Below are 21473 nucleotides of genomic sequence, written 5' to 3'. Positions count from 1 at the left end.
GCGTTGACGTCCGCCCAGGTGGACGGGCTGCCCGACGACGAGCTTTGGCAGTCCTACCCGCCTGATCCGTGCTCACCGCGTCTTCCGTGGACGCAACCGCGAGCCACCACCACTGAGCGTCGGTGAGGTCGTGCCGCCTCGTCACCGCCAAGGCGGCCACGAGGTCTCCGGTATGAAGTTCCTGCTTCGTCGCAGAACCAGATGCCGGAGACCTCTTCAGTAGTCGATCACCGCCACGCCGGGACGTTCATCGACCACCACGACTTTCTGAAACACGCCTTAGCCGGTGATCACCGGCCAGGCATAGGCCAGCAGGGCGCACGCCGCCCCGAGCAGTGCGAGCGAGACACCTCGGGTGGGAAGGGGCAGCGCGGCGAGCACGAGCAGGATTACCGCGACGACATACAGAAACGCTTGCACAGACATGACAGTCTCCTCAGGGGTTGGCTGACGGGCGGTGCGATCCTTGCCCCTGCCCACCCGATCGTCAAGCCCGTGCCTGCTCGTGCACCCTGACCTCCGCACCGTCTTCGAACTCGAGCCCGACCACCTCGACGATGCCAACCAGATCGACGCCCCTCGTCGGCCACGTGCCCGGACGGTGGCGACTCCGATCTCGAAGCCGGCAGCGAGTCGCGAGTAGGTGCCGCCGTTACGCAGATGAGCCAGGGCGAGCAGCGCCTGCCGGCCGGGTTCGAGGCGCCGCCACCGGGATCAGCGCTGCTTACGGTGGCCGCGGATGCGTTCGGCGAGGTGGCTCAGGGTGCCTGCCACACCCGCCGTGAGCTGCAAGATCAGCTTGGAAAGGCTCAGGATGCCGTCGACATCGCGTAGGCCAGCAGGCGGATCCTGGTTATCGCCGTGGCCAGGTCGTCGGTGGTGGCGGCGAGCAGGTTCCTCCTCTTCGCGACCTTCGCGGTCAACATGGCCGTGGGGTACGCCCAGCGCGGCCGATCCTGTCGCAGGCCGTCATCACTGGGCGAGCCCCGCTCGACCAGGAAGAGCTCAAGGTGCTGCGGCTATGCCGCGCGGCGGCCGGCCGCCCGATCCGCGTGCATCAGGTCGATGATCTCAGCCTGCAGGTGCGGCACCAGACTGGTGTCCCCGCACGCCCCCAGCGCCGTGACGACGGGTGCCACGTCGTCGTAATCGTCCCGCCAGGTCCACGGCGTGCCGGACCACGGCCTCCAACGCCCCACGACTGTCGATCGCCCACGCACCATGCCACACCGCTGAAACGAGCCTCATCGACGAAAGCCAGGGTCGACAATTCGGTTGGTCGGTTCCGCGTGCCGGCCTCATCCTCTGCGTGATGGACCGTGAAACCGATCGCCTCTCGCACGAGTGGCACTACGCGCCCTACCGCACCACTCTGGGAGCACTCCAGCGCGGGCGGGGCATCGCGGTCATGCGGCTGCTGGAGCGGCCCGATCGCGCCCGCCTGGTCTACGAATGCACTGCTCGCGACACCCGATGGGACTGGCAGGTGGACGACCGCTACACCTACCTGGCCCGGCTGCTGCGCGATCTGCGTCTCGACATCACCCCGTTGGTCGCGCAGCTCGACGCCTGCGGGCCGTACCGTCCCTGGCCGGAGGAAGACCCGGCCGACGACGACAACCAGTTCAACCTCGCTGTCGGCGTCCTGGAGACGCTGGCTCGCCAGGGAAGCGAGCAGGCACACGAGACGCTGCGGGCGTATGTCCGTCAGGGCGCCCGCTGGATCGACGCGCTCACGACGGTGGCGCTCAGGTGGCCCCCGCAGTGGTGGGACAACCTGTGGGAGGTCGCCGCCGGGCGCATCGCGCCCTCGCACGCGACAGAGGTGTGGCCGGATGCCGAGCCGTGGCGCAGCTGGCGTGGCCGCGACGCGGGAATGGATGCCGTGCTGGACACGGCACGCCGCAGTCGGCAGCTCGCCCCACCCCAGCGGATCGACCTGTCAGCGAGCAGCGACGCCGACTTGATCATGCTGCTGCGGTCGGCGGACACCACTCGGCCGGTGAAACCAACCGCGCTGCGCCAGATCCGCCACCGAGGCCGGCCGGTGCCGGAGCTGCTCGACGTGACGGAGCAGCTGGCCGCCGAACGGCAGGCCGGACTCTTCGGTGCGCTTCGCGTCCTCGGCCCGCAGATCGTCCCCACCGCCCGGCGGTGGTCCGGCGACAGCGCCCATCCCCTGCACGATGCCGCCGCGCACCTGCTCGCCGAACACGGTGAGGAGCAGGACATGCCCACGATCCTCGCCGCGCTAGACCGGCTCACCGACGACTGGTGCGGCCACGACCGACTCACCGAAGGGCTCGCCCGGATCCTCGCCGATCACCCTTCTCTGGCCCACGCTGACCTACGGACCAGGCTGATCCGCCGTCTGCGGTGGCTGACACAAGCGTCCCCACACAGCTACGAGCGAGCCAGCTACCTGCGTAGCCTGCTGCGTCTCGATCCAGCAGGAACGGCCCGCGTTCTGCCGATCCACCTCTTCGACTGTGAGGTGGACGTGCGGCTCCTGGCCGTCCGGCACGTCCCGCTGACCGACGACACCCGACGCCGGCTGGCCGCGCTGCGGGACGACGCCGTCGAGGATGAAGCGGTGCGCCAGGCCTCCGCCGAGCGCCTGTCTCAGGCGTGAACGCCGACCGCACTATGCCCACCCGTTGGGGTCGCGCAACATGGAGGATGGTGGTCATGCTTCGCTCCCCGCATGCGCTCCTGGTGGACTTCGGTGGCGTCCTGGTCGACGCGCCTTCCCCACAGCCTCCGGCGCCGCCTGCGTTGGTCGACCGGCTCTTCCGCCTCGTCGCCGGCACGGTGCCCATCCAGCGGATCACCGCCGACGTCAGCGAGGGCGCTCGCGCCTACGCCCGGTGGCGGGACGACATCGGCAACACGGATGAGCCGACCGAGCTGCCGCACTCGCGGGTGTGGGCCGATTTCGTCACTCACTCCTGGCCCCAACCGGCCCGCACCGCCGTCGAGCGGGAAGCCACCTCCCTGGCGTACGCATGGACCTGGCGGCCGGAGTGGGAAGTGCGGCCCGGGATTCCGCAAGCGCTTCGGGCGGCCTCCGACGCCGGTCTGCCTCTTGCCGTCGTCAGCAACACCCTCTGCGGCGCGGCCCACCGTGACTTCCTCGCTCGCGCCGGGCTGTCGGGCTTCTTCGCGGCCGAGTTCTACAGCGATGAAGCCGGCCTCCGCAAACCCAACCCGCACCTCGCGCTCCTCGCGGCCGACGCCATCGGGGTTCCGATCGACGCCTGCTGGTTCATCGGTGACACCCGCAGCCGCGACGTCGCCTGCGCGCGACGTGCCGGCGCCCAGGCGGCGATCCTCATGCGTTCGCCCCGCACGGACCGTGAACCACCACACGATGATCTGCGACCGGACGCCCGGGTTGAAGACGGCTTTGAGCTGCTCGCACTGCTGCGACGAACCTGGGAAGCTTCCGCCGGGTCGTCGGCCAGTACGTGACGATGGGTCGTTCGGTGGACTCGGGTGGAGACAACTCGCGCAGCACCTGACCCAGCTGCACGGCTGCGGCGGCCACCGACTCCGGCTCACCGGTGGCCGCGGACCGGATCGTCGTATCGATCATAGGTGGGCAGCGTGGTTGATCGGTGGAGGTTATGGTCGACTACAACTGCGCCCTGCTCCGCGGGCACTACCTCCCCACCAGATCGGTACCTGCAACATGTGCGACGCCGGCCGGTACAACCAGCTGCAGCCCGTGGCTCAAGGGCTGGGACTGGACACCACCGAGGAGTGCGCGGGACGAGCCGGCTACGGCGCCTGGTCGCGGATCCGCCTCGCCACACAGCAGGAGGGCTGACACGTGGACATCACAGCGCTGCGCCAGAGCTGGAGCCAACTTGCCGTCGCCGGTCCCGAGGCGGCCAAGTACTTCTACGCGACCCTGTTCGTGACCGCCCCCGAGGCCCGCGCCATGTTCCCCGTCGACATGCGATACCAGGAGGACAAGCTCCTCGCCGCGCTCGGGCACATCATCACGAACATCGACGATCCTGACGCGCTCACCACGTTCGCGCATCGCCTCGGTGCCGACCACCGGCGGTTCCACGGAGCTGACCGCGAGGGCCGATCGGTGCAACTGTCCGAGCGTCACTACACCTGGGTCGGCCAGGCGCTGCTGGCAACGCTGCAGCGTTTCCTCGGCCCCCGGTGGACGCCGAGCCTCAGCGCCGAGTGGGCCTCGGCGTACGAGGCGGTCGCGAAGCTGATGCTCACCGGCGCGGCTGAGTCCGAACGGCTCACGCCCCCGTTCTGGCAGGCTGAGGTGACAAGCGTAGAACGCCGCCGCGTCGACGTCTGTGTGCTCACCGTCCGACCGAACTACTGGTGCGAATACCTGCCGGGGCAGTCACTGCCGACGCAGATTCCCGCCCTGCGCACCTGGCGGTACCTGTCTCCTGCCAACGCACCCCGTTCCGGCGGAACCATGGAGTTCCACGTTCGCGCGACGGGTCGGTTCTCCACGCACCTGGTCAGGCGGGCGGCCGTTGGCGACAAGCTCCTGCTGGGACACCCTGTCGGCACCGCCCTGTCGGCGTACGACCGGGCGCCCCACCGGCCGCTGCTCCTGATCGCCGGCGGCACCGGCGTAGCGCCCCTTCGCGCGATCGTGGAAGAACTTCAGCAGGGCCACGGCCGGCCCACCACTCTGGTGGTAGGTGGTAAGACCCCCGACGACCTGTACGACCACCAGGCGCTCCTGAAGCTGGCGGCGTCCTCGCCCGCGGCGGGGTGGGCTGGCAGCAGCGCCGAGCCGTGGTTGCGTTACGTACCGACTGTGGAGATCGGGTGGGGCTGGGACGGCGAGGTCGGTCGGGCCGTCGACACCGCCCTTCGCATCGGCCCCTGGGCCGATGCTGACATTCTCGTGTGCGGATCCCCCGCGATGACCCGGGCATCGATGGCTGCCCTCACCGAATGCGGTGTGGACGCCGCTAGCGTTCTCACGGAAACCTACGACCACTCGCACTACCCACCTCTGTCGGCCGCTCGACCGCCGGCCCCGCGAGACCTCACCTGGACAGGAGCACGATGACCATCGACGGTGCCCGACACCTCGCGCCGGACACTGAGCTACCCCAGCCGGGCGAGGTCGCTCAACGGCTGACGCTGATCACCTCTCGCCGGTCGCGAGGCAGGCAGTGGTATTCGGCAGCCGAGGTGGCGGCGACCGCGCAGTTCGCAGACGACCGGATCGAGCTGCTGCGCGGGGAGATCGACCGCAGGGGGCGCGAGGTCCACAGCCTGCTCGGCCAGATCGAGATGCTCCGCCACGGAACCCTGCCCAGCGCCTCACCACAGGCGGTTGACCCGATGGTTGTCGAGCTGTCGATGCGGGCTCAGGAGGAAGCCAATCGAACGATCGGTGACGCCAGCGCGGAGGGCGCGGAGATCCTTGCCGACGCTCGTCGTCAGGCTGAGGACATCATCAGGCAGGCCCACGAGCAGGCCACTCAGGGCACCGGATACGCCGGCCCGCAGGCCGCCGAGTTACGGCACCAGCTGCAGAGCCTGCGGGCGAGGCACGAGGAGCTGCTGGACGCCACCCGGAGCGCACACGAGCACCTGGCCCAGTGGCAGGCACACCTCGCCGACCAGTCTGAGCGGTTGCGGGCCACTGCCCTGGCCGCCGGGGAGGCCAGCGAGATGCTGATGCGTGCGATCAAGGACTAGCGGATGCGGCCGGTGTCCAACCCGCCGATGAGGGCGGCGACGACGAGGACACCGAGCCCCGGCACCGCCGCAGGCGGCAGCATCTCCTGGTACGACGCCTGCGCCAGTTCGATGCCGGGCGCCCACCGAGTTCCGCCGGCGCGACCCGCCTGCACCGACTGTCGCTCCGCAGTTACTCGGGGTGGGTTCCCGTGTCGGGGCACTTGACCAATCCTATCGATGGACGTAACTTTTTCTTCCAGAGAAATCGATTTCCGCCGCTGGGAACCCTTGAGATCGCCTCCACCCGCGACTAAGGACGGTCATGACGATCACCCGCCGCTCACTTCTGGGCACCATGGCCGCCGCCGGCGTGGCCGCGGTCGGCGCACCGGCCCTGGCCCCCGGTACGGCTCACGCCGCCACCTGGCGCAAACGTCTCACCGGCGCCGACCTCGACACCAACCACAGGTGGCAGGTCGCGGGCACGGACCTCGGTATCCCGTACGTACTGGAGAACGGCTCCATCGGTTACCTCTTTGGTGACACCTTCAACACCCCGTGGCCGGAGGGGCCGCCGGTGCCCAACGACTGGCGTTCACCGGTGATGCTGCGATCGGCCGTGCACCCCGGCGCCGCCGGTGGAATCGTCTTCGACAGCGCTGCCCGCGTCGCCGGTAACGGCCGCGCCCCAGAGTTGATGCGCAACGGCCACAACGGGATCGGCATCGACGGCCTCTGGGAGGTGACGGTCATTCCGAGCGACGGCATCTCCTTCCCGGAGACCCGCCGCCAGATCGTGTCGTACATGAGCATCGAGAACTGGGGCGCACCGTACTGGCGGACTCGCTATGCCGGGCTGGCGTACAGCGACAACGGCAACGACTTCATCCGTACGCCGCTGAAGTGGTGGAACGACGGAACCAACACCGACCCGTTCCAGATGTGGACGATGCAGCGCGACGGTGACTGGGTGTACGTCTTTTCGGTGCGCGCGGGTCGCCAGCCCGGGCCGATGATGCTCCGCCGGGTGCGCTGGGACCGCCTGTTCTTCCCCGAGTCGTACGAGGGTTGGGGCTACAACGGCAGCAATTGGGGTTGGGGTCGCCCGTGCACGCCCATTCTGACGGGCCGCTTCGGCGAGCCGTCGGTGCGCCGGCTCGCCGACGGCACCTGGGTGATGTCCTATCTCAACGGCAGCATCGGGTGCATCGTGACCCGCACCGCGTCCGGCCCGGACCAGGTCTGGACGAACGAGAAGATCCAGGTCACCCCCCTCCAGGAGCCCGGCCTGTACGGCGGTTTCATTCACCCGTGGTCCAGCCGGCGGGCCAATGACCTGCACCTGATGGTCTCGAAGTGGACCAGGACGCCGGACAACCGCAGCACCGCCTACCACGTCAGCCAGTTCGCCGGCTCGGTGTGAGTGGTGCCGTAGGCGGTGCCGGTCGCGCAGTGGTCCCGCTTCCGATCGGCATTCCGCTCGCTGTCCGCAGTGGATGGCAGTCGAGGCCGTGACCGGATTCGAACCGGCGTACGCGGTTTTGCAGACCGCTCCCTGACCACTCGGGCACACGACCAAGGCGCCCACGGAAGGACTCGAACCTCCGACAACCCAGCTCCGGAAGCTGGTGCTCTATCCGCTGAGCTACGGGGGCGTGGTGCGGGTGAAGGGACTCGAACCCCTTGAGCGTTGAACGCAACGGCTTTACAGGCCGCCCCACCTCTCCATCGGTGGCGCACCCACTGGGGTGACTGGCCGGTACTGACCCGGCACCTCCGGGACCACAACCCGGCGCTCTGCCATTGAGCTACAGCCACAACCTCGGCCCGAAGGCCAGTGCCCGCGGAAGGTGTCGAACCTCCTACCCCCTGGGTGTGGACCAGGTGCTCTCCCGTTGAGCTACGCGGGCGTACACGCAAGGGGTGGGACTCGAACCCGGGACCCCTCCATCGCGCCGGCGACTGGACTCGAACCAGTACCTGTACGGATTAACAGTCCGCTGCCCTACCGATTGGGCGACGCCGGAATGGTCGCGCGTGCGGGACTCGAACCCGCTTCACCAGCTTGAAAGGCTAGGGGCCTACCCATAACCGAACGCGCGTCTGTGCCGCGAGCTGGGATCGAACCAGCGACCTACGCCTTGTCGAGGCGTTGCTCTCCCGCTGAGCTACCGCGGCGGGAGCGGAGGCGGGATTCGAACCCGCGATTTCCGGCTTATGAGGCCGGCGAGGACGACCGAACTCCTCTACCCCGCAAGTGCCGCCGAGAGGAATCGAACCTCCGCAGTCCGGATTAAAAGTCCGGAGCCCGGCCATCAGGCGCCGGCGGCATCGTGCTGCGCCCCACGCTGGACTCGAACCAGCGGCACCCGCTTTAGGAGAGCGGTGCTCTATCCGCTGAGCTAGCGGGGCAAGTGGTACGCCGGGTGGGAGTCGAACCCACGCCCTACGGATTAAGAGTCCGCAGCTCTGGCCTCTGAGCTACCGGCGCATGGCGGTGAGGGAGGGAGTCGAACACCCAAGGCCTTGCGGCCCTGTCCGCTTTCGAGGCGGCGCCCGTCACCTGTCGGGTGGCCCCACCACGAGTCGGGATGGCCGGGCTCGAACCGACGGCCTCCGGTCCCCGAGACCGGCGCGCTACCGACTGCGCCACATCCCGATACGTGCCCCCGGCGCGATTCGAACGCGCGACCCCTGGATCCGTAATCCAGTGCTCTATCCGCTGAGCCACGGGGGCGTGGTGTCGCCGGGCGGGCTCGAACCGCCGCCCTCTTCCTTGTCAGGGAAGCGCTCCGACCTGCTGAGCTACGACGACCTGGCGGGGAGGACAGGATTCGAACCTGCGGCGGTGTGACCCGCTACGCGTTAGCAACGCGCTGCCATCGACCGGACTCGGCCACCTCCCCGTGGCGCCCTGTACCGGATTCGAACCGGCGCTCTCCCGCTCGACAGGCGGGCGTCCACTCCGCTGGACCGACAGGGCTCGGCCGGCTGACGTAAAGGCGTCGTCGCGGATCTCTACCAACTGAGCGACGACCCCATGGTCTTGCTACGTGCGCTCGGGGGGAGTCGAACCCCCACGCCTCTCGGCACCGGCTTCTGAGGCCGGCGTGTCTACCTGAGTTCCACCACGAGCGCGTGGTGCCGACGCCCGGTGTCGAACCGGGGACCTGCCGGTTATGAGCCGGCCGCTCTACCACCTGAGCTACGTCGACGAGGAAGAGCCAACGTCAAGCCTCGAACCGGATCCTCCCGCTTACGAGACGGGCGCACGGCCTGTCGTGCTGCGCTGGCGTGGTGCCCTCGGGGCGATTCGAACGCGCCACCTGTCGGCCGCCTCACGACCGTGCCTCTACCGTTGGGCTACGAGGGCAGGGCTCCCGGGCCAGGATTCGAACCCAGCTCTCCGCATCCAGAGTGCGGCGTCATGCCGACTAGACCACCCGGGAAGGGTGGCCGGCGGGCCGCGGGCCCGCCGGCCCAGATCAGCGCTGCATCATGTTCGACCAGGAGGGAACCGTGGGCTGCCGGAGCAACCGCATGCCCGCCTCGGCGGGAGTGAGGTTCGCCTTGCGCTGGTTGCACGCGTAACAGGCGCCGACCGTGTTCTGCCACGTGTTCCGCCCGCCGCGGGAGCGGGGCAGGACGTGGTCGACCGTGGTTGCCGGCGCGGCGCGGTAGCCGCACCGGTGGCCGTCGCGACGCAGCACGGCACCCTTGCTCCAGGCCGGTCCGTGGGTGTAGCGCCACCGGGTGACGACGTACCGGACGAGGCGCAGCACCCGGGGCACCGGGAAGATGCCGATCAGCCGGTCGGGCTCGGCCTCGTGGATCTCGGCGACCTGGCGCATGAGCATCCGGATCGCGTGTTTGATCGGGACCCGGTGCAGCGGTCCCAGGTCGGCATTGAGGACGAGAACGGCGTCCACCGGGCCCGCCCTTCTTGTTGTGGCCGGTGATCGTGAGAGCGGACGACGGGGATCGAACCCGCGACCTTCACCTTGGCAAGGTGACGCGCTACCAACTGCGCTACGTCCGCGTGGGGCCGTCGGCCGGGATCGAACCGGCGGCCTGCGCCCTACCATGGCGCTGCTCTACCAACCGAGCTACGACGGCGTGAGTGCCCCGAGCGAGATTCGAACTCGCACTGTGCGCGGTTTGACGGCGCTGCCTCCTACCAGTTGGGCTACCGAGGCGTGATCCGGGCGGGCACCGACCCCGCTTCTTCGGTGTGGAGGACCGACGTGTCCGCCGAGTTCACCACGACCGCATGGCATTTCGGGCGTAGGCCGTACGGGGCTCGAACCCGTAACCTCCTGGCTGAGAACCAGGTGAGCTGCCAGCTTGCTCCAACGGCCCATGGAACTGGCGGGGATCGCGGTCGCGCGCCAACGACCCCGCCAACGTGCCCTCCCCCCGACTCGAACGGAGTCCTCGGGGATTTCACCCCCGTGCGCTGCCAGGTACGCCAGGAGGGCATCGGTACGTGGAGAAGGAGGGACTCGAACCCTCGGCCTTCGGCGTGCCACGCCGACGCTCTGCCATCTGAGCTACAACCCCATGGTCCGGGACCGGGGTGTCGAACCCCGTGTCTCTCGCTCCCAAAGCGAGCGGGTCAACCGTCTCCCTCGTCCCGGAGGTGATGCCCCCGACCGGCCCGTACAGGCGCCGGCCGGGGGTCCAACAATGCCATCCACTGTGGAGTTGAGAATCAACAACGCCGCCGGCCGCGGCCGGGACGAGAAGCAGGGACGGCAGGAATCGAACCTGCAACCTTCGGCTTTGGAGACCGGTGCTCTACCAGTTGAGCTACACCCCTATGAAGTTGTTCGGGTAACGAAAAAGCCGCCCTCTCCCTGGCGGGGTGGGCGGCTTCGCAGCTTGCGCTGGCGCTATTCGCGCCGCCACCCCGGCTTCCAGTTCTGCTCGCTCAGGCAAAGGTCATGGGCTCGCCCGACCGAGGGCAGCACGACACCGCCGCGCGGCATGAACCGCGTGGATTCGGTGAAGAAGTACTGCGACACGGGGAACTCCTCGGGTTGGTCCGGTTGGCCTTGCTCATTCAAGGTAAGCGCTGTGCCGACAGGATGGCAACGGATATTCCGAGCCACCTTCATGCCGCCGTGAGTGACGCGCCAAGGGCATCACCGCTTTACTCCTCGCCATCCTCAGTCACCAGGTGGGGCTTACCTGAGCGGGCTTCTCGCCTAGATCAACTTTTTTGTGATCTACGCTGGAGGCCACGGCCGGCCCCTTGGCGCGCACCAGCGGGGGACCTGACACCGCTGGGCGGCAACGTGTGGCGCGAGGAAGCACGCGGTGGCTTCGCTCAGCCGGAGGCGGAATCGCCGTGTTGGTACTCCGCCCACAACTCCTGCGCTTCCCGCGCCATCGCCTTTGCCCTGCGTACCTTCTTCTTGCCGGAGTGTGGCGTGGCGGCGTGGCGGCGTGCCTGCGGTGTACCGGGACGGGGCAGTTTCTCGAGCCGCGCCGCCTGCTCCTCAAGCGCATACGACAAGATCTTGAGATTGGTGGCCCGGTTGCGGGCGACGGCCTCGCGAGCGACTGTGATCGCTTCCTCGCCGAGCGCCAGCGCCTCGACCACCCGGCCTGCGTCGTCCAGCCATCCCGCCTGTCGCCTCAGCATCTCTGCCCATCGGTGTTCTGGGCAGTGCCACCGGCGGGCGTTCGCGCACTTCGGCGAGGTGCCCAAGTCGATCATCCATGGCCGGACAAATACGGCCCCGGGCAACACCACCCGAACATATCCGCTGTCCCGGGTGCGGCTGTCCGTCCACGTGACGGATAGGGTTCACGTATGGCGTCCCGTGAGACACCGGAACAGATAGCCCGCACGAGAACGGTCACCGCCGACGCGGTCCTTGGCGGCAGTGTCGACTTGCACGTCTACCCGTATCGGCTTCTCACTGTGCTGTCGCATCGCGGGGTGGGGGGTGATCAGGTCACGCAGGCGGTCGCCGCCGCCGAGGTGCTGGAACGATTCGGCTGGGAACTGATCACTGTCTCCGAGTTCGCGAGCAGCAGGATGGTCTACGCGGTCATGCGCCGGCGGTGACAGCGGGCTTCCATGACCACCGCAGATGAGGTCCGGGACGGGTCGCGTCTGGGCATGGCCCCACCGGTGACGCCAACACCGAGCGCGTCTGCCACTCCCGATGACGCGGCTGTCCCTGCCAACTGCCGTTGCAGTGGTCCGACGACGGTGACGGTGGCCCGGTACGAGGTGGCGGTCTTGTCGTCCTCGGCCACGGCTACTACTACGCGGTCGATGCCAGGCCGTGGATGGCGGAGAATGACCGGCGGGGCGTGCTCTCGCAGACCGTCGCTCTCGGACGGGCTCGTCGCCCGGCAATCGCTCAGCGTCCCGGTGCCGTGACTGATCGAGACTGATCCGCCGACACGGCGGCGCGAGCGCGCCACCAGCGGCGCGAGGTCAGCGCGGCCAGCCCGGCGCCGGCGGCGTTGAGCAGCACGTCATCCACGGACGACACTCGTTCCAGCAGAATGTGCTGCGCCATCTCGACCAGGAGCGAACAGCCCGCGCCGAGCGCCAGGATCCGCGGCACCGACGCCAGCACCGCGAACCGCTGCGGAGCGAAGAACCCCAGCGCCGCGAACACCAGCAGGTTGACGACGACCTGACCCGCCAGCCTCAGCGGTCCGGCCGCAGAGATCGCGAGGAGATCCTGCCCTGGTACCAGGATGATGCGATCGGCTGCGACGGCGCCCGCCGGACCGTCCGGCAGCATCGTCATCCATACCCATGGCACCGTCCCGTAGACCATGCCGACCTCGGCCAGGGACATCCGCCACGCCCATGCCGGCGTGACTCCGGCGGCGACGCGACGGCGGGCAAGAGCCCATACCACCAGCGCGGCCAACGGCAGTACGACCGCCGCGAGCAGTGCAATGCCGGTGAACGTACCGAACCAGCCGTGCCAGCCAGCAACCATCCCATCTCCACTTCCTGTGCGACCGCGGATCAGCCCCGGTCGTCCCGACGGACGGCCGGCTGTTCCGGTCACAGCCCGGCGTGACGCGCAGTCGCCCGGACCATGCCACACCGCGGCGGAGTATGCCCGCCCCGGCAGGCCGGCACGGGCCATTTGTGGAGAACATCAGAACATGTCTCCCCGCGGGGCGTCCGCTCAACCGCCCACCCGGGCCTCACCACGTCTCTCACGCTACCGTCGACCTTTTGCGGGCGCCGATACTTGACGATCGTGGCGGGCCGCGCATCGATCCGGCCGTCAGAGGTGACGATCTCGGCGGGCCCCCGCGAGGCTTCCACGATGGCCGTCGGCCGGTAGTTCGGGTCTTCTCGGGGCCACTTCGACGACGCCGGTGCCGTTGCCCGGCGGTGAGCCGTGGGCCGGGCACCCGTTGCCGTCAGGGCGCGCGACGCTCCGCGCGGCGGCGTCGGGGGCCGAGGTCGGCCACGGAGGCCGCGGTCGCGAGGACTTCCTTCACTGCTCCACCAGCCGGATCGCCAGACCGGGACACACCGCCGCGGCCTGTCGCACCCCCTCATGCTGATCGGGGCCGGGCGTGGCGTCCAGGACGATCGCCACGCCGTCCTCGTCGCGCTGGTCGAAGACGTCCGGCGCGGCCATGACACACTGACCGGCGGCGATGCACCTCGGCTCGTCGAATTCCACTCGCATCGGCGATTCCTCCACCGCTGGTTGGCGGACGGCGCCCGGAGGCCAAGGGCGGCCCTTCCCAGGCGGGGACGACGGGATCGGCACGACGGCCGCCATCGTCGGCTGACGCCCGTCAGGCCTACGCCCTGGCCTGCTCACGCTCGACCGCCTCGTACAGGGCCTTGATGTTGTTCGTGCCGAAGCTACGGGCACCGCGCCGTTCGATCAGCTCGTAGAAGAGCGTGTGTCGCGGGTGGGTGGAAGCCGTGAAGATCTGGAGCATGACGCCGACATAGTCCCGGTCGGCGAGGATGCTGAGCTCGCGCAGCTGCTCCACCGGCACGCCGAGTGGGCCGAGGCGCTCCGGCAGCGCCTGGTAGTACTCGCCCGGCGTGGACAGGAAGGGCACGCCCTGGGCGGCGCAGGTTCGGACCCCCGCCACGATGTCCTGCGTGCGGAAGGCGACATGTTGCACACCAGCGCCACCGTGATCTTCGATGAAAGCGTCGATCTGCCCCGGGTCGCGCGTGGTGTCCGGCTCGATGATGGTGAACGTGACGCCGCCCGCGCTGCGGCGCTGCCACGCCCAGCCCGGCAGGTCAGCGGTGATCCGGTCAGGGTCAGCCAGCAGCCCCGTCACGAACTGCCGCGCCGCACGACGCGGCTCCACCCGCCCGAACCCTAGATATATCCACACTCCCGTCGACCGTGACGTTCGGTAAGCGTAGGTCGACGGTTCGGTTCCGTCAGGAGCCTCGAAGGAGGCCCTGACCAGCTGAAGTGCTGGGCAGGGCCTCCTTCGGTTTGACTCGCCCGCCGACGCGCACCCGCCCGCGTGTTCGCCGTCACGACAACGTGGTCGCCGTACTCGCGGGCGGTGGCTTCACCGCCCACCACGGGCAGACAGGGCGCACTCGGCGTCGTTGACGCGCTGCCCTCAGCGCACTGCTGGTGTCTGTCCCCAGTATTCGTCGATCCAGGGACCCGTCGACGATGTGCGGTGGTAGTAGTGCGCGGAGGCGATGAACAACGATGAGGAGTTCCTGCTCCGGATTTTCGGGGTGACACAAGTGGTCTCACCGGCTTTGACGTGTCCGTTGCCTCCGGGCGAGTCGCAGGAGTAGATCGCTGTGCGGACCCCGTTGTCCCAGCGGCTGACCCAGGCCTGTGCGTACTCGTTGGAGGTCAAGGCGCCGCCGTAGATCTGGACGTAGGCCCAGTAGTTCCCGCAGTTGTCCTCGCGAAGTTGCACCGCACCCAAAGATGAATCGGAGGCTTGTCCCCGATAGGTGACGTACTGGGCGGACCTGATGTCCGTCGCACAGGCCGCCGCCGCTGCCGCGCTGCTGGCCGGAACGGCCAACAGGGCGGAGAACGCGGTGATCAACAGCGTCACCGCCGCCATGATGTTCATTCGAAGTCGCACCATCAGGTTCCTTCCGGTCCACTGGCGGCCGTCCCGCCGGGTTACGTCCACACTGGCGGAAGGCCCTGGTGCCGGTCCAAGAATTCGAACCGGATCGAATGCGCCCCTTTTCATCCTTTGTAGCGGTTGGCTCGCCGGCCGTCGTAGGAAATGGTGGACGACCGGTTCGACATCGCAACCATGGTTGACCGGGTTAATCCTCCCCGGAGACCGAGACGACCTTGAGCGCTCGGGTGGGACGGGGCGAGATCATATCCGGGCGCGTTCCGCGCAGTGGCTTCTGCTCGTCCGTTCAGCGCCGGGGCCGGGTCGGTGTTTCACCGGTCATGAGCTGGTGGGTGCCGGTCGCGGCGTGGGTGACCTCGTGCCATCGGGGGTGGGTGAGGTAGTCGTCGTCGGAGGCGGTGGGTCCGAGTTCGTCGAGAACGGCGCTCAAGGGTTCGAGTGTCGCACTGATCGCGTCGGCCTCACCCGCGCCGGTAAGGATGGTGCCGATGTCGTCGCGGGGGTGACGCTGGTCCCAGAAGGTGTCGTCGATGAGCCAGTGGACGGCTTCGCTCAGGCCGGGCCAGGTTGTCGGCTCGTACGGGCGCAGCGTCGCGAGGACGTGCAGGGCGTTGACGATGTCGGCCCTGCGGTCGGGCCAGGCGACGGTGGACATGCTGCTGCCGATCCGGTCGTTGCGGGCGGGTGCGGTGACCAGTTCCATGATGCCTTCTGCGGGTCAACGGCGGCCGCCGGCCCTGGCGGCGGCACGGATGCCGCGGGCCTGCTGCGGACCGATCCGCCGAGCTCCCTGCGCCGCATGTCGGTCAGCGGTGATGGATCGGTGTGTCGAGGTCCGTCAGCCGTCGGCCGGAGCCTCCCGCGGCCAGGGCGACGAACTCGGCGGCGATCGCGACGGCGGTCTCCTCCGGCGTCCGCGCCCCCAGGTCGAGCCCGATCGGCGAGGCAAGCCGGGCGAGGGCGGCCTCGTCCACACCCGCCTCGCGCAGGCGGCACAGCCGGTCGGCGTGGGTGCGGCGGCTGCCCATCGCGCCGATGTAGCGGGCGGGGGTGCGCAGGGCGACCTCGAGCAGCGGGACGTCGAACTTCGGATCGTGGGTGAGGACGCAGAGCACCGTGCGCTCGTCGACGGCCGTCGACTCCAGGTACGTGTGCGGCCACTGGACGACGAGATCGTCGGCATCGGGAAAGCGCTTGCGGGTGGCGAACACCGGACGGGCGTCGCACACCGTGACGTGGTAGCCGAGGAAGCGGCCGATCCGGGCCACCGCGACGGCGAAGTCGATCGCGCCGAACACGATCATCCGTGGTGGCGGGAGGTAGGACTGGACGAAGACGGACACCTCGTCGTGCCGCTGCTGCCCGCGCGTACCGAGTTGGACGGTTCCGGTGGTGCCGAGGGCGAGCATGCCCTCGGCCTGCTGCGCTACCGCGCGGTCCAGGTCGGCGTCGCCGAGCGTGCCGGCCACCCGGTCGGGCCAGACCACCATCTGGGCCCTCCCGGCCGACGCCGTCGCCACCGGCGCACCCGCGCGGATCGCGGCGAGCACCGCGTCGGGCTCGGTCAGCACGACGTCCGGCTGGACCAGGACCTCGATGGTGCCGCCGCAGGTCAGGCCCACCTCGAAGGCGTCGTCGTCACCGACACCGTAGGTCTCGGTGCGTGCCTGGCCGGTGCGTATCGCCTCCCGGCAGAGCTCGTACACCGCGCCCTCGACGCACCCTCCCGAGATGCTGCCGACGACCTCACCGTCGGCGCAGACGGCCATGGCCGCGCCCGGCGGTCTGGGCGCCGACTTCCAGGTCCGGACGACTGTCGCGACGGCGAACCTGACGTCGGCGGCACGCCATGCGGTCAACCCGTCGACGATGTCTCGCATGGGCGCACGATCCGTGAGCGGCCGCGGCACCGTCAACGCCGACCTAAGGACTTGCTTAGGTCGGCGTTGACTTCCGCAGGCGCCGGCACCACATTGACGACTTCCGGAGGTGCGATATGCAGGTGCCGGCCCCGTTCGAATACGAACGAGCCACCAGTGTGGACCACGCCATCAGCCTGATGGAACGGCTGGGCAGCACGTCACGGCTGATCGCCGGCGGGCACAGCCTGCTGCCGATGATGAAGCTGCGGCTGGCCAGTTTCGACTATCTCATCGACATCAACGATCTGCACGATGAGCTCGGCTACATCGAGGCGGGCCCCGGCGAGCTGCGCATCGGTGCGCTGACCCGGCACCGGGAACTGCTCGAGTCCGCCACCCTGACGGCGGCCTTCCCGATCTTCGCCGACGCCGAGCGGGTGATCGCCGATCCGGTGGTGCGCAACCGGGGCACCCTGGGCGGCTCCCTGTGCCAGGCGGACCCGTCGGAGGACCTGTCCGCGGTCTGCACCGCCCTGGACGCGAGCTGCGTGATCCGTGGGCCGGGCGGCGCCGAACGGGTGGTGTCCATGGAGGAGTTCCACGTCGGGCCGTACGAGACGGCCGTCGGCGACGGGGAGATCCTGGTCGAGATCCGGCTGCCGGTGCGGCCGGGCTGCGGCAGCGCCTACGAGAAGGTCGAGCGCCGGGCCGGCGACTGGGCGGTGGTCTCGGCCGGCGCGGCGGTCTGGCTCGACGGCGGCGTGATCCGGGACGCCCGGGTCGGGTTGGCCGCGGTGGGCCCGAACACCACAGGCATCCCGGAGATCTCGGCGGCGCTGCGCGGGCAGGAGCCCAGCGAGCGCCTGTTCGAGCAGGCTGGTGCGGTCGCCGCCCGTAGCTGTGATCCGACCACCGACCAGCGGGGCAGCGCGGACTACAAGCGGCACCTGGCCGACGAGCTGACCAGACGGACCCTGCGCCGGGCCGTGGAACGGGCGAGGAGCTGAGCATGCAGGTCACCATGACCGTCAACGACGTCGAGGTCACCCGGGAGATCGAGGGTCGCCTGCTGCTGGTGCACTTCCTGCGCGACGTGCTGGGCCTGACCGGCACGCACTCGGGCTGCGACACCAGCAACTGCGGCACCTGCGTGGTCTGGCTCGACGGCGAACCGGTGAAGTCGTGCACCGTGCTGGCCGCGATGGCCGGCGGCCACCAGGTGCGTACCGTCGAGGGCTTGGCGAAGGGTGCCGAGCTCGACCCGGTCCAGCAGGGCTTCATCCAATGCCACGGCCTGCAGTGCGGCTTCTGCACGCCCGGCATGATGATGACGGCCCGCGCACTGCTGAACCGCAACCCGGACCCGACCGAGGCGGAGATCCGCGAGGCGATCTCCGGCCAGATCTGTCGCTGTACGGGCTACGCCACCATCGTGCGCTCGGTGCGCTGGGCCGCCGTACACGAGGCCAACGCGGCCGCCGCGGTCACCGAGACCACCGAATCACGCGAAGCCGGCGAGATCTCCGACGCCGGCCAGCCCGCCGGGAGCGTCGTATGACGACTGTGCACGAGCGCGTGGACACCTTCCACGACAACGACCAGAAGCCGGTCGGATACGGCCGCATGCTGCGGAAGGAGGACCCGCGTTTCGTACGCGGTCGTGGCCGGTTCGTCGACGACGTCCGGCTGCCCGGCATGCTGCACCTGGCCATCCTCCGTTCGCCGGTGGCGCACGCGCGGATCCTGAGCATCGACACGAGCGCCGCCGAGGCCTCACCCGGCGTCACGGCGGTCGTGACCGGGGCGATGCTGGCCGAGCAGGGTCTGGCCTGGATGCCGACGCTCTCCAACGACGTGCAGGCCGTGCTCGCCACCGACAAGGTGCGCTTCCAGGGTCAGGAGGTGGCGTTCGTCGTCGCCGAGGACGGGTACGCGGCGCGGGACGCGCTGGAGCTGATCGACGTCGAGTACGACGTCCTCGATCCGGTCGTGGACGCCCGCCGCGCGCTCGAGCCGGACGCCCCGGTGATTCGCGACGACCTCGAGGGCAAGACCGACAACCACTGCTTCGACTGGGAGACAGGTGACGAGGCGGCCACCGCGGCGGTGTTCGCCCGGGCGGACGTCGTGGTCAGCCAGGACCTGGTCTATCCGCGGGTGCACCCGGCACCGATGGAGACGTGTGGGGCGGTCGCCGACTTCGACGCCGTCGACGGCAAGCTGCGCCTCTGGTCCACCACGCAGGCGCCGCACGCGCATCGCACCCTCTACGCCCTGGTGGCGGGGATCCCCGAGCACAAGATCCAGGTGATCTCGCCGGACATCGGCGGTGGCTTCGGCAACAAGGTGCCGATCTATCCGGGATACGTCTGCGCGATCGTCGCGTCGATCGTCACCGGAAAGCCGGTGAAGTGGATGGAGGACCGCTTCGAGAACCTGATCAGCACCGGCTTCGCCCGCGACTACATCATGCGTGGTGAGATCGCCGCGACCCGCGACGGCCGGATCCTGGCCATCCGCACCAACGTCCTCGCCGACCACGGCGCCTTCAACGGCACCGCCGCCCCGGTGAAGTACCCGGCCGGCTTCTTCGGGGTCTTCACCGGCAGCTACGACATCGAGGCCGCGTACTGCAAGATGACAGCGGTCTTCACCAACAAGGCGCCCGGCGGTGTGGCGTACGCCTGTTCGTTCCGCATCACCGAGGCCGTCTACCTCGTCGAGCGGATCGTCGACTGCCTCGCCGACGAGTTGGGCATGGACCCGGCCGAGCTGCGGCTGAAGAACTTCATCCGGCCTGAGCAGTTCCCGTACACGACGAAGACCGGCTGGGTGTACGACTCCGGCGACTACGAGCCGACCATGCGGCTGGCGATGGAGATGGCCGGCTACGCCGACCTGCGGCGCGAGCAGCAGGAGAAGCGGGCCCGGGGCGAACTGATGGGCATCGGCATCGCGTTCTTCACCGAGGCCGTCGGCGCCGGCCCTCGCAAGAACATGGACATCCTCGGCCTGGGCATGGCTGACGGCTGTGAGTTGCGCGTGCACCCGACCGGCAAGGCCGTGGTCCGGCTCAGCGTGCAGTCCCAGGGCCAGGGGCACGAGACGACGTTCGCGCAGATCATCGCCGAGGAGATCGGCATCTCGCCGGACGACATCGACGTGGTGCACGGCGACACCGACAACACACCGTTCGGTCTCGGCACGTACGGCAGCCGATCCACCCCCGTCTCCGGTGCCGCGGCGGCCCTGGTCGCCCGCAAGGTCCGCGACAAGGCCCGGATCATCGCCTCCGGCATGCTGGAGGTCTCGGTCGCCGACCTGGAGTGGGACAAGGGCTCCTTCCGGGTCAAGGGCGACCCGGGAAAGACCGTGACGATCCAGGACATCGCGATGCGGGCCCACGGTGCCGGCGACCTGCCCGAGGGCATCGAGGGTGGGTTGGAGGCGCAGATCTGCTACAACCCGTCGAACCTGACGTATCCGCACGGGGCGTACATCTGCGTGGTGGACATCGATCCCGGCACCGCGCAGGTCACAGTGCGGCGGTTCATCGCCGTCGACGACTGCGGCACCCGGATCAACCCGATGATCATCGAGGGGCAGGTACACGGCGGGCTGGCCGACGGGGTCGGCATGGCCCTCATGGAGATGATCGCGTTCGACGAGGACGGCAACTGCCTCGGCGCGTCGCTCATGGACTACCTGCTGCCGACCGCGCTCGAGGTGCCCGACTGGGAGACCGGCTTCACCGTCACCCCGTCCCCGCACCACCCGATCGGCGCGAAGGGCGTGGGCGAGTCGGCCACCGTCGGGTCCCCGCCCGCGATCGTCAACGCGATCGTCGACGCCCTCGAACCCTTCGGCGTACGGCATGCCGACATGCCCTTGACGCCGTCGCGCGTCTGGGACGCGATGCGCGGCAACGCCCGCCCGCCGATCTAGGGGAGGTGGCCATGACGACGATTGCCCGCCGCGCGCGTGATCTGACCGTCTCGCGCGCGCCGTTCGTGCACGCCACAGTGGTCCGGGCGCAGGACCCGACGTCGGCCCGGCCCGGCGACGACGCCGTGATCCTGCCGGACGGCACCATCGAGGGTTTCGTCGGCGGGGTGTGCGCCGAGAACTCGGTGCGGGCGGCCGCCCTGGACGCCCTTCGTGACGGTAGCGCGCTGCTGCTGCGGGTCCTGCCGGACGGTGCGCCCGCCTTTCCCGACACCCCGGGGGCACGGGTCGTGGTCAACCCGTGCCACTCGGGCGGCGCGCTCGAGATCTTCCTGCGCCCGGTGTTGCCCATGCCCGTGCTGGGTCTGGTGGGCGACACGCCGATCAGTGCGGCAGTGGCCACCCTGGCCGCCTTCCTCGACTTCGAGGTGGCCACGTCCGGTGACCACGCCGGCGCGACCGCGGTCGTGGTGGCCGGCCTCGGCAAGGGCGAGCAGGGCGCCATCCGTGCCGCGCTGGACGCCGGTGTGGGCCACATCGCGCTGGTCGCCAGCCGTACCCGCGGCGCGGCGGTGCTCGACGAGCTGGCGCTGACCGACGCCGAGCGCGCCCGGGTCCGGACCCCGGCCGGACTGGAGATCGGGGCGCGCTCACCGCAGGAGATCGCGCTGTCGGTCATGGCCGAGGTGGTGCGGGCGCTCCGGGTGGACGGCCTCACCTCCTCCCCCGCCGCGCCCGTCGCGCTCCCCCAGCAGGCCGTCGACCCGGTGTGCGGGATGACCGTCCTGGTCGGGCCGGACACCCCGCACGTGCGGATCGACGGCACGGACCACTGGTTCTGCTGCCCCGGCTGCCTCGACCGGCTTGTGGCGGCGTAGCCGTGTT

21 protein-coding genes, 29 tRNA genes and 2 pseudogenes are annotated in these 21473 nt (G+C 69.4%); 11 read left to right on the top strand and 41 right to left on the bottom strand.

Going from position 1 to position 21473, the window contains the following annotated elements:
• Window positions 1–279: 279 nt before the first annotated feature.
• Window positions 280–426, bottom strand: coding sequence for a hypothetical protein (locus ACLQ2X_RS24765; protein ID WP_210934774.1), 147 nt, complete (start codon window positions 424–426; stop codon window positions 280–282).
• A gap of 174 nt (window positions 427–600) precedes the next feature.
• Window positions 601–774: pseudogene (locus ACLQ2X_RS24760) on the bottom strand (transposase family protein); the annotation flags it as partial.
• A 538-nt stretch (window positions 775–1312) separates the two neighbouring features.
• On the opposite strand from ACLQ2X_RS24760, the gene ACLQ2X_RS24755 reads away from it, so the two are divergent.
• The 5 genes and pseudogenes from ACLQ2X_RS24755 (at window position 1313) to ACLQ2X_RS24735 (ending at window position 5703) form a co-directional block, all read left to right on the top strand.
• Window positions 1313–2632: a hypothetical protein gene (locus ACLQ2X_RS24755; RefSeq protein WP_425683468.1), complete on the top strand. Its 1320-nt coding sequence runs from the start codon at window positions 1313–1315 to the stop codon at window positions 2630–2632.
• A gap of 56 nt (window positions 2633–2688) precedes the next feature.
• Entirely contained in the window at window positions 2689–3471 is a 783-nt protein-coding gene (locus tag ACLQ2X_RS24750; RefSeq protein ID WP_425683467.1) for an HAD family hydrolase, read from the top strand.
• Between the two features lie 158 nt (window positions 3472–3629).
• Window positions 3630–3769, top strand: a pseudogene (locus ACLQ2X_RS24745) (nitric oxide synthase oxygenase); the annotation flags it as partial.
• A 63-nt stretch (window positions 3770–3832) separates the two neighbouring features.
• A complete protein-coding gene (locus tag ACLQ2X_RS24740; protein WP_425683466.1) occupies window positions 3833–5065 on the top strand; it encodes a globin domain-containing protein in 1233 nt (410 codons plus the stop codon).
• A complete protein-coding gene (locus ACLQ2X_RS24735) occupies window positions 5062–5703 on the top strand; it encodes a hypothetical protein (protein WP_425683465.1) in 642 nt (213 codons plus the stop codon). Before ACLQ2X_RS24740 ends, ACLQ2X_RS24735 begins: the two co-directional genes overlap by 4 nt.
• Here ACLQ2X_RS24735 and ACLQ2X_RS24730 read toward each other — a convergent pair.
• A complete protein-coding gene (locus ACLQ2X_RS24730) occupies window positions 5700–5906 on the bottom strand; it encodes a hypothetical protein (protein WP_425683464.1) in 207 nt (68 codons plus the stop codon). The genes ACLQ2X_RS24735 and ACLQ2X_RS24730 overlap by 4 nt on opposite strands.
• A gap of 101 nt (window positions 5907–6007) precedes the next feature.
• Between ACLQ2X_RS24730 and ACLQ2X_RS24725 the strand changes: the two genes are divergently transcribed.
• Window positions 6008–7108: a DUF4185 domain-containing protein gene (locus ACLQ2X_RS24725; protein WP_425683463.1), complete on the top strand. Its 1101-nt coding sequence runs from the start codon at window positions 6008–6010 to the stop codon at window positions 7106–7108.
• An 83-nt stretch (window positions 7109–7191) separates the two neighbouring features.
• On the opposite strand, the gene ACLQ2X_RS24720 is transcribed toward ACLQ2X_RS24725, so the two are convergent.
• The 32 genes from ACLQ2X_RS24720 to ACLQ2X_RS24565 all read right to left on the bottom strand — a co-directional run bounded on the left by ACLQ2X_RS24720 (window position 7192) and on the right by ACLQ2X_RS24565 (window position 11290).
• A tRNA-Cys gene (locus ACLQ2X_RS24720) sits at window positions 7192–7262 on the bottom strand.
• A gap of 4 nt (window positions 7263–7266) precedes the next feature.
• Window positions 7267–7340 (bottom strand) — tRNA-Arg (locus ACLQ2X_RS24715).
• Window position 7341: 1 nt separating this feature from the next.
• A tRNA-Tyr gene (locus tag ACLQ2X_RS24710) sits at window positions 7342–7429 on the bottom strand.
• Window positions 7430–7503, bottom strand: a tRNA-His gene (locus ACLQ2X_RS24705).
• A 20-nt stretch (window positions 7504–7523) separates the two neighbouring features.
• Window positions 7524–7595: transfer RNA gene (locus ACLQ2X_RS24700), tRNA-Val, on the bottom strand.
• A 43-nt stretch (window positions 7596–7638) separates the two neighbouring features.
• A tRNA-Asn gene (locus ACLQ2X_RS24695) sits at window positions 7639–7711 on the bottom strand.
• 2 nt (window positions 7712–7713) lie between these two features.
• Window positions 7714–7787, bottom strand: a tRNA-Glu gene (locus ACLQ2X_RS24690).
• A 4-nt stretch (window positions 7788–7791) separates the two neighbouring features.
• Window positions 7792–7863 (bottom strand) — tRNA-Val (locus ACLQ2X_RS24685).
• 2 nt (window positions 7864–7865) lie between these two features.
• A tRNA-Met gene (locus ACLQ2X_RS24680) sits at window positions 7866–7941 on the bottom strand.
• Window positions 7942–7943: 2 nt separating this feature from the next.
• Window positions 7944–8015 (bottom strand) — tRNA-Lys (locus ACLQ2X_RS24675).
• Window positions 8016–8024: 9 nt separating this feature from the next.
• Window positions 8025–8097, bottom strand: a tRNA-Arg gene (locus ACLQ2X_RS24670).
• A 3-nt stretch (window positions 8098–8100) separates the two neighbouring features.
• Window positions 8101–8176: transfer RNA gene (locus ACLQ2X_RS24665), tRNA-Lys, on the bottom strand.
• 1 nt (window position 8177) lies between these two features.
• Window positions 8178–8266: transfer RNA gene (locus ACLQ2X_RS24660), tRNA-Ser, on the bottom strand.
• Between the two features lie 5 nt (window positions 8267–8271).
• Window positions 8272–8344: transfer RNA gene (locus tag ACLQ2X_RS24655), tRNA-Pro, on the bottom strand.
• A 5-nt stretch (window positions 8345–8349) separates the two neighbouring features.
• Window positions 8350–8422, bottom strand: a tRNA-Arg gene (locus ACLQ2X_RS24650).
• A gap of 1 nt (window position 8423) precedes the next feature.
• Window positions 8424–8500 (bottom strand) — tRNA-Val (locus ACLQ2X_RS24645).
• A 1-nt stretch (window position 8501) separates the two neighbouring features.
• Window positions 8502–8591, bottom strand: a tRNA-Ser gene (locus ACLQ2X_RS24640).
• A 1-nt stretch (window position 8592) separates the two neighbouring features.
• Window positions 8593–8668, bottom strand: a tRNA-Asp gene (locus ACLQ2X_RS24635).
• A 71-nt stretch (window positions 8669–8739) separates the two neighbouring features.
• Window positions 8740–8823, bottom strand: a tRNA-Leu gene (locus ACLQ2X_RS24630).
• Window position 8824: 1 nt separating this feature from the next.
• A tRNA-Met gene (locus tag ACLQ2X_RS24625) sits at window positions 8825–8900 on the bottom strand.
• Between the two features lie 80 nt (window positions 8901–8980).
• A tRNA-Leu gene (locus tag ACLQ2X_RS24620) sits at window positions 8981–9058 on the bottom strand.
• A 4-nt stretch (window positions 9059–9062) separates the two neighbouring features.
• Window positions 9063–9134: transfer RNA gene (locus tag ACLQ2X_RS24615), tRNA-Gln, on the bottom strand.
• A 36-nt stretch (window positions 9135–9170) separates the two neighbouring features.
• Window positions 9171–9614 (bottom strand): HNH endonuclease, encoded by a 444-nt coding sequence (locus ACLQ2X_RS24610; protein WP_425683462.1) that lies wholly within the window; start codon window positions 9612–9614, stop codon window positions 9171–9173.
• 37 nt (window positions 9615–9651) lie between these two features.
• Window positions 9652–9724: transfer RNA gene (locus tag ACLQ2X_RS24605), tRNA-Gly, on the bottom strand.
• A gap of 1 nt (window position 9725) precedes the next feature.
• A tRNA-Thr gene (locus ACLQ2X_RS24600) sits at window positions 9726–9801 on the bottom strand.
• Window positions 9802–9806: 5 nt separating this feature from the next.
• Window positions 9807–9881: transfer RNA gene (locus ACLQ2X_RS24595), tRNA-Leu, on the bottom strand.
• An 89-nt stretch (window positions 9882–9970) separates the two neighbouring features.
• Window positions 9971–10044, bottom strand: a tRNA-Glu gene (locus ACLQ2X_RS24590).
• 128 nt (window positions 10045–10172) lie between these two features.
• Window positions 10173–10245 (bottom strand) — tRNA-Ala (locus ACLQ2X_RS24585).
• A 1-nt stretch (window position 10246) separates the two neighbouring features.
• Window positions 10247–10322, bottom strand: a tRNA-Pro gene (locus tag ACLQ2X_RS24580).
• A 109-nt stretch (window positions 10323–10431) separates the two neighbouring features.
• A tRNA-Trp gene (locus ACLQ2X_RS24575) sits at window positions 10432–10504 on the bottom strand.
• Between the two features lie 73 nt (window positions 10505–10577).
• On the bottom strand, window positions 10578–10709 hold the full coding sequence (locus ACLQ2X_RS24570; RefSeq protein ID WP_425683461.1) for a hypothetical protein: 132 nt from the start codon (window positions 10707–10709) through the stop codon (window positions 10578–10580).
• A gap of 305 nt (window positions 10710–11014) precedes the next feature.
• A complete protein-coding gene (locus tag ACLQ2X_RS24565) occupies window positions 11015–11290 on the bottom strand; it encodes a hypothetical protein (protein ID WP_425683460.1) in 276 nt (91 codons plus the stop codon).
• Between the two features lie 213 nt (window positions 11291–11503).
• On the opposite strand from ACLQ2X_RS24565, the gene ACLQ2X_RS24560 reads away from it, so the two are divergent.
• Window positions 11504–11761 (top strand): transcriptional regulator, encoded by a 258-nt coding sequence (locus ACLQ2X_RS24560; RefSeq protein ID WP_425683459.1) that lies wholly within the window; start codon window positions 11504–11506, stop codon window positions 11759–11761.
• A gap of 301 nt (window positions 11762–12062) precedes the next feature.
• Here ACLQ2X_RS24560 and ACLQ2X_RS24555 read toward each other — a convergent pair whose 3' ends face one another.
• The 6 genes from ACLQ2X_RS24555 to ACLQ2X_RS24530 form a co-directional block, all read right to left on the bottom strand.
• Window positions 12063–12659, bottom strand: a complete 597-nt coding sequence (locus tag ACLQ2X_RS24555; RefSeq protein ID WP_425683458.1) for a VanZ family protein — start codon at window positions 12657–12659, stop codon at window positions 12063–12065.
• A 513-nt stretch (window positions 12660–13172) separates the two neighbouring features.
• On the bottom strand, window positions 13173–13370 hold the full coding sequence (locus ACLQ2X_RS24550) for a ferredoxin (RefSeq protein ID WP_425683457.1): 198 nt from the start codon (window positions 13368–13370) through the stop codon (window positions 13173–13175).
• A 118-nt stretch (window positions 13371–13488) separates the two neighbouring features.
• Window positions 13489–14019: a hypothetical protein gene (locus tag ACLQ2X_RS24545; RefSeq protein WP_425683456.1), complete on the bottom strand. Its 531-nt coding sequence runs from the start codon at window positions 14017–14019 to the stop codon at window positions 13489–13491.
• Window positions 14020–14286: 267 nt separating this feature from the next.
• On the bottom strand, window positions 14287–14763 hold the full coding sequence (locus ACLQ2X_RS24540; protein ID WP_425683455.1) for a hypothetical protein: 477 nt from the start codon (window positions 14761–14763) through the stop codon (window positions 14287–14289).
• A gap of 304 nt (window positions 14764–15067) precedes the next feature.
• Entirely contained in the window at window positions 15068–15484 is a 417-nt protein-coding gene (locus ACLQ2X_RS24535; protein ID WP_425683454.1) for an SCO4402 family protein, read from the bottom strand.
• Between the two features lie 103 nt (window positions 15485–15587).
• A complete protein-coding gene (locus tag ACLQ2X_RS24530; RefSeq protein ID WP_425683453.1) occupies window positions 15588–16661 on the bottom strand; it encodes an XdhC family protein in 1074 nt (357 codons plus the stop codon).
• Between the two features lie 116 nt (window positions 16662–16777).
• Here ACLQ2X_RS24530 and ACLQ2X_RS24525 point away from each other — a divergent pair, with 116 nt between their 5' ends.
• Genes ACLQ2X_RS24525 through ACLQ2X_RS24510 form a run of 4 tightly spaced genes read left to right on the top strand, consistent with a single transcriptional unit; the run spans window position 16778 to window position 21466 of the window.
• Window positions 16778–17650 carry an FAD binding domain-containing protein gene (locus ACLQ2X_RS24525; protein ID WP_425683452.1) on the top strand — a complete coding sequence of 291 codons (873 nt, stop codon included), beginning with the start codon at window positions 16778–16780 and terminating at the stop codon, window positions 17648–17650.
• Window positions 17651–17652: 2 nt separating this feature from the next.
• Window positions 17653–18201 (top strand): (2Fe-2S)-binding protein, encoded by a 549-nt coding sequence (locus ACLQ2X_RS24520; protein ID WP_425683451.1) that lies wholly within the window; start codon window positions 17653–17655, stop codon window positions 18199–18201.
• Entirely contained in the window at window positions 18198–20588 is a 2391-nt protein-coding gene (locus ACLQ2X_RS24515) for an aerobic carbon-monoxide dehydrogenase large subunit (RefSeq protein ID WP_425683450.1), read from the top strand. The genes ACLQ2X_RS24520 and ACLQ2X_RS24515 overlap by 4 nt, the downstream gene beginning before the upstream one ends.
• Before the next feature lie 11 nt (window positions 20589–20599).
• On the top strand, window positions 20600–21466 hold the full coding sequence (locus ACLQ2X_RS24510) for an XdhC family protein (RefSeq protein WP_425683449.1): 867 nt from the start codon (window positions 20600–20602) through the stop codon (window positions 21464–21466).
• Window positions 21467–21473: the final 7 nt, after the last annotated feature.

It is taken from the genome of Micromonospora sp. DT31 (assembly GCF_049841795.1).
In the GTDB taxonomy this organism is placed as follows: Bacteria; Actinomycetota; Actinomycetes; order Mycobacteriales; family Micromonosporaceae; genus Micromonospora.
Note: the sequence above shows the minus strand (reverse complement) of the source record. Positions and strands in the feature narration are given on the sequence as shown.

Bases quoted from the DNA above. Each gene is read 5' to 3' on its own strand.
- ACLQ2X_RS24515 (WP_425683450.1), top strand. From the start codon at position 18,198: ATGACGACTGTGCACGAGCGCGTGGACACCTTCCACGACAACGACCAG.
- ACLQ2X_RS24735 (WP_425683465.1), top strand. From the start codon at position 5,062: ATGACCATCGACGGTGCCCGACACCTCGCGCCGGACACTGAGCTACCC.
- ACLQ2X_RS24725 (WP_425683463.1), top strand. From the start codon at position 6,008: ATGACGATCACCCGCCGCTCACTTCTGGGCACCATGGCCGCCGCCGGC.
- ACLQ2X_RS24560 (WP_425683459.1), top strand. From the start codon at position 11,504: ATGGCGTCCCGTGAGACACCGGAACAGATAGCCCGCACGAGAACGGTC.
- ACLQ2X_RS24765 (WP_210934774.1), bottom strand. From the start codon at position 426: ATGTCTGTGCAAGCGTTTCTGTATGTCGTCGCGGTAATCCTGCTCGTG.
- ACLQ2X_RS24750 (WP_425683467.1), top strand. From the start codon at position 2,689: ATGCTTCGCTCCCCGCATGCGCTCCTGGTGGACTTCGGTGGCGTCCTG.
- ACLQ2X_RS24555 (WP_425683458.1), bottom strand. From the start codon at position 12,659: ATGGTTGCTGGCTGGCACGGCTGGTTCGGTACGTTCACCGGCATTGCA.
- ACLQ2X_RS24525 (WP_425683452.1), top strand. From the start codon at position 16,778: ATGCAGGTGCCGGCCCCGTTCGAATACGAACGAGCCACCAGTGTGGAC.
- ACLQ2X_RS24535 (WP_425683454.1), bottom strand. From the start codon at position 15,484: ATGGAACTGGTCACCGCACCCGCCCGCAACGACCGGATCGGCAGCAGC.
- ACLQ2X_RS24510 (WP_425683449.1), top strand. From the start codon at position 20,600: ATGACGACGATTGCCCGCCGCGCGCGTGATCTGACCGTCTCGCGCGCG.
- ACLQ2X_RS24755 (WP_425683468.1), top strand. From the start codon at position 1,313: ATGGACCGTGAAACCGATCGCCTCTCGCACGAGTGGCACTACGCGCCC.
- ACLQ2X_RS24550 (WP_425683457.1), bottom strand. From the start codon at position 13,370: ATGCGAGTGGAATTCGACGAGCCGAGGTGCATCGCCGCCGGTCAGTGT.
- ACLQ2X_RS24540 (WP_425683455.1), bottom strand. From the start codon at position 14,763: ATGAACATCATGGCGGCGGTGACGCTGTTGATCACCGCGTTCTCCGCC.
- ACLQ2X_RS24520 (WP_425683451.1), top strand. From the start codon at position 17,653: ATGCAGGTCACCATGACCGTCAACGACGTCGAGGTCACCCGGGAGATC.
- ACLQ2X_RS24530 (WP_425683453.1), bottom strand. From the start codon at position 16,661: ATGCGAGACATCGTCGACGGGTTGACCGCATGGCGTGCCGCCGACGTC.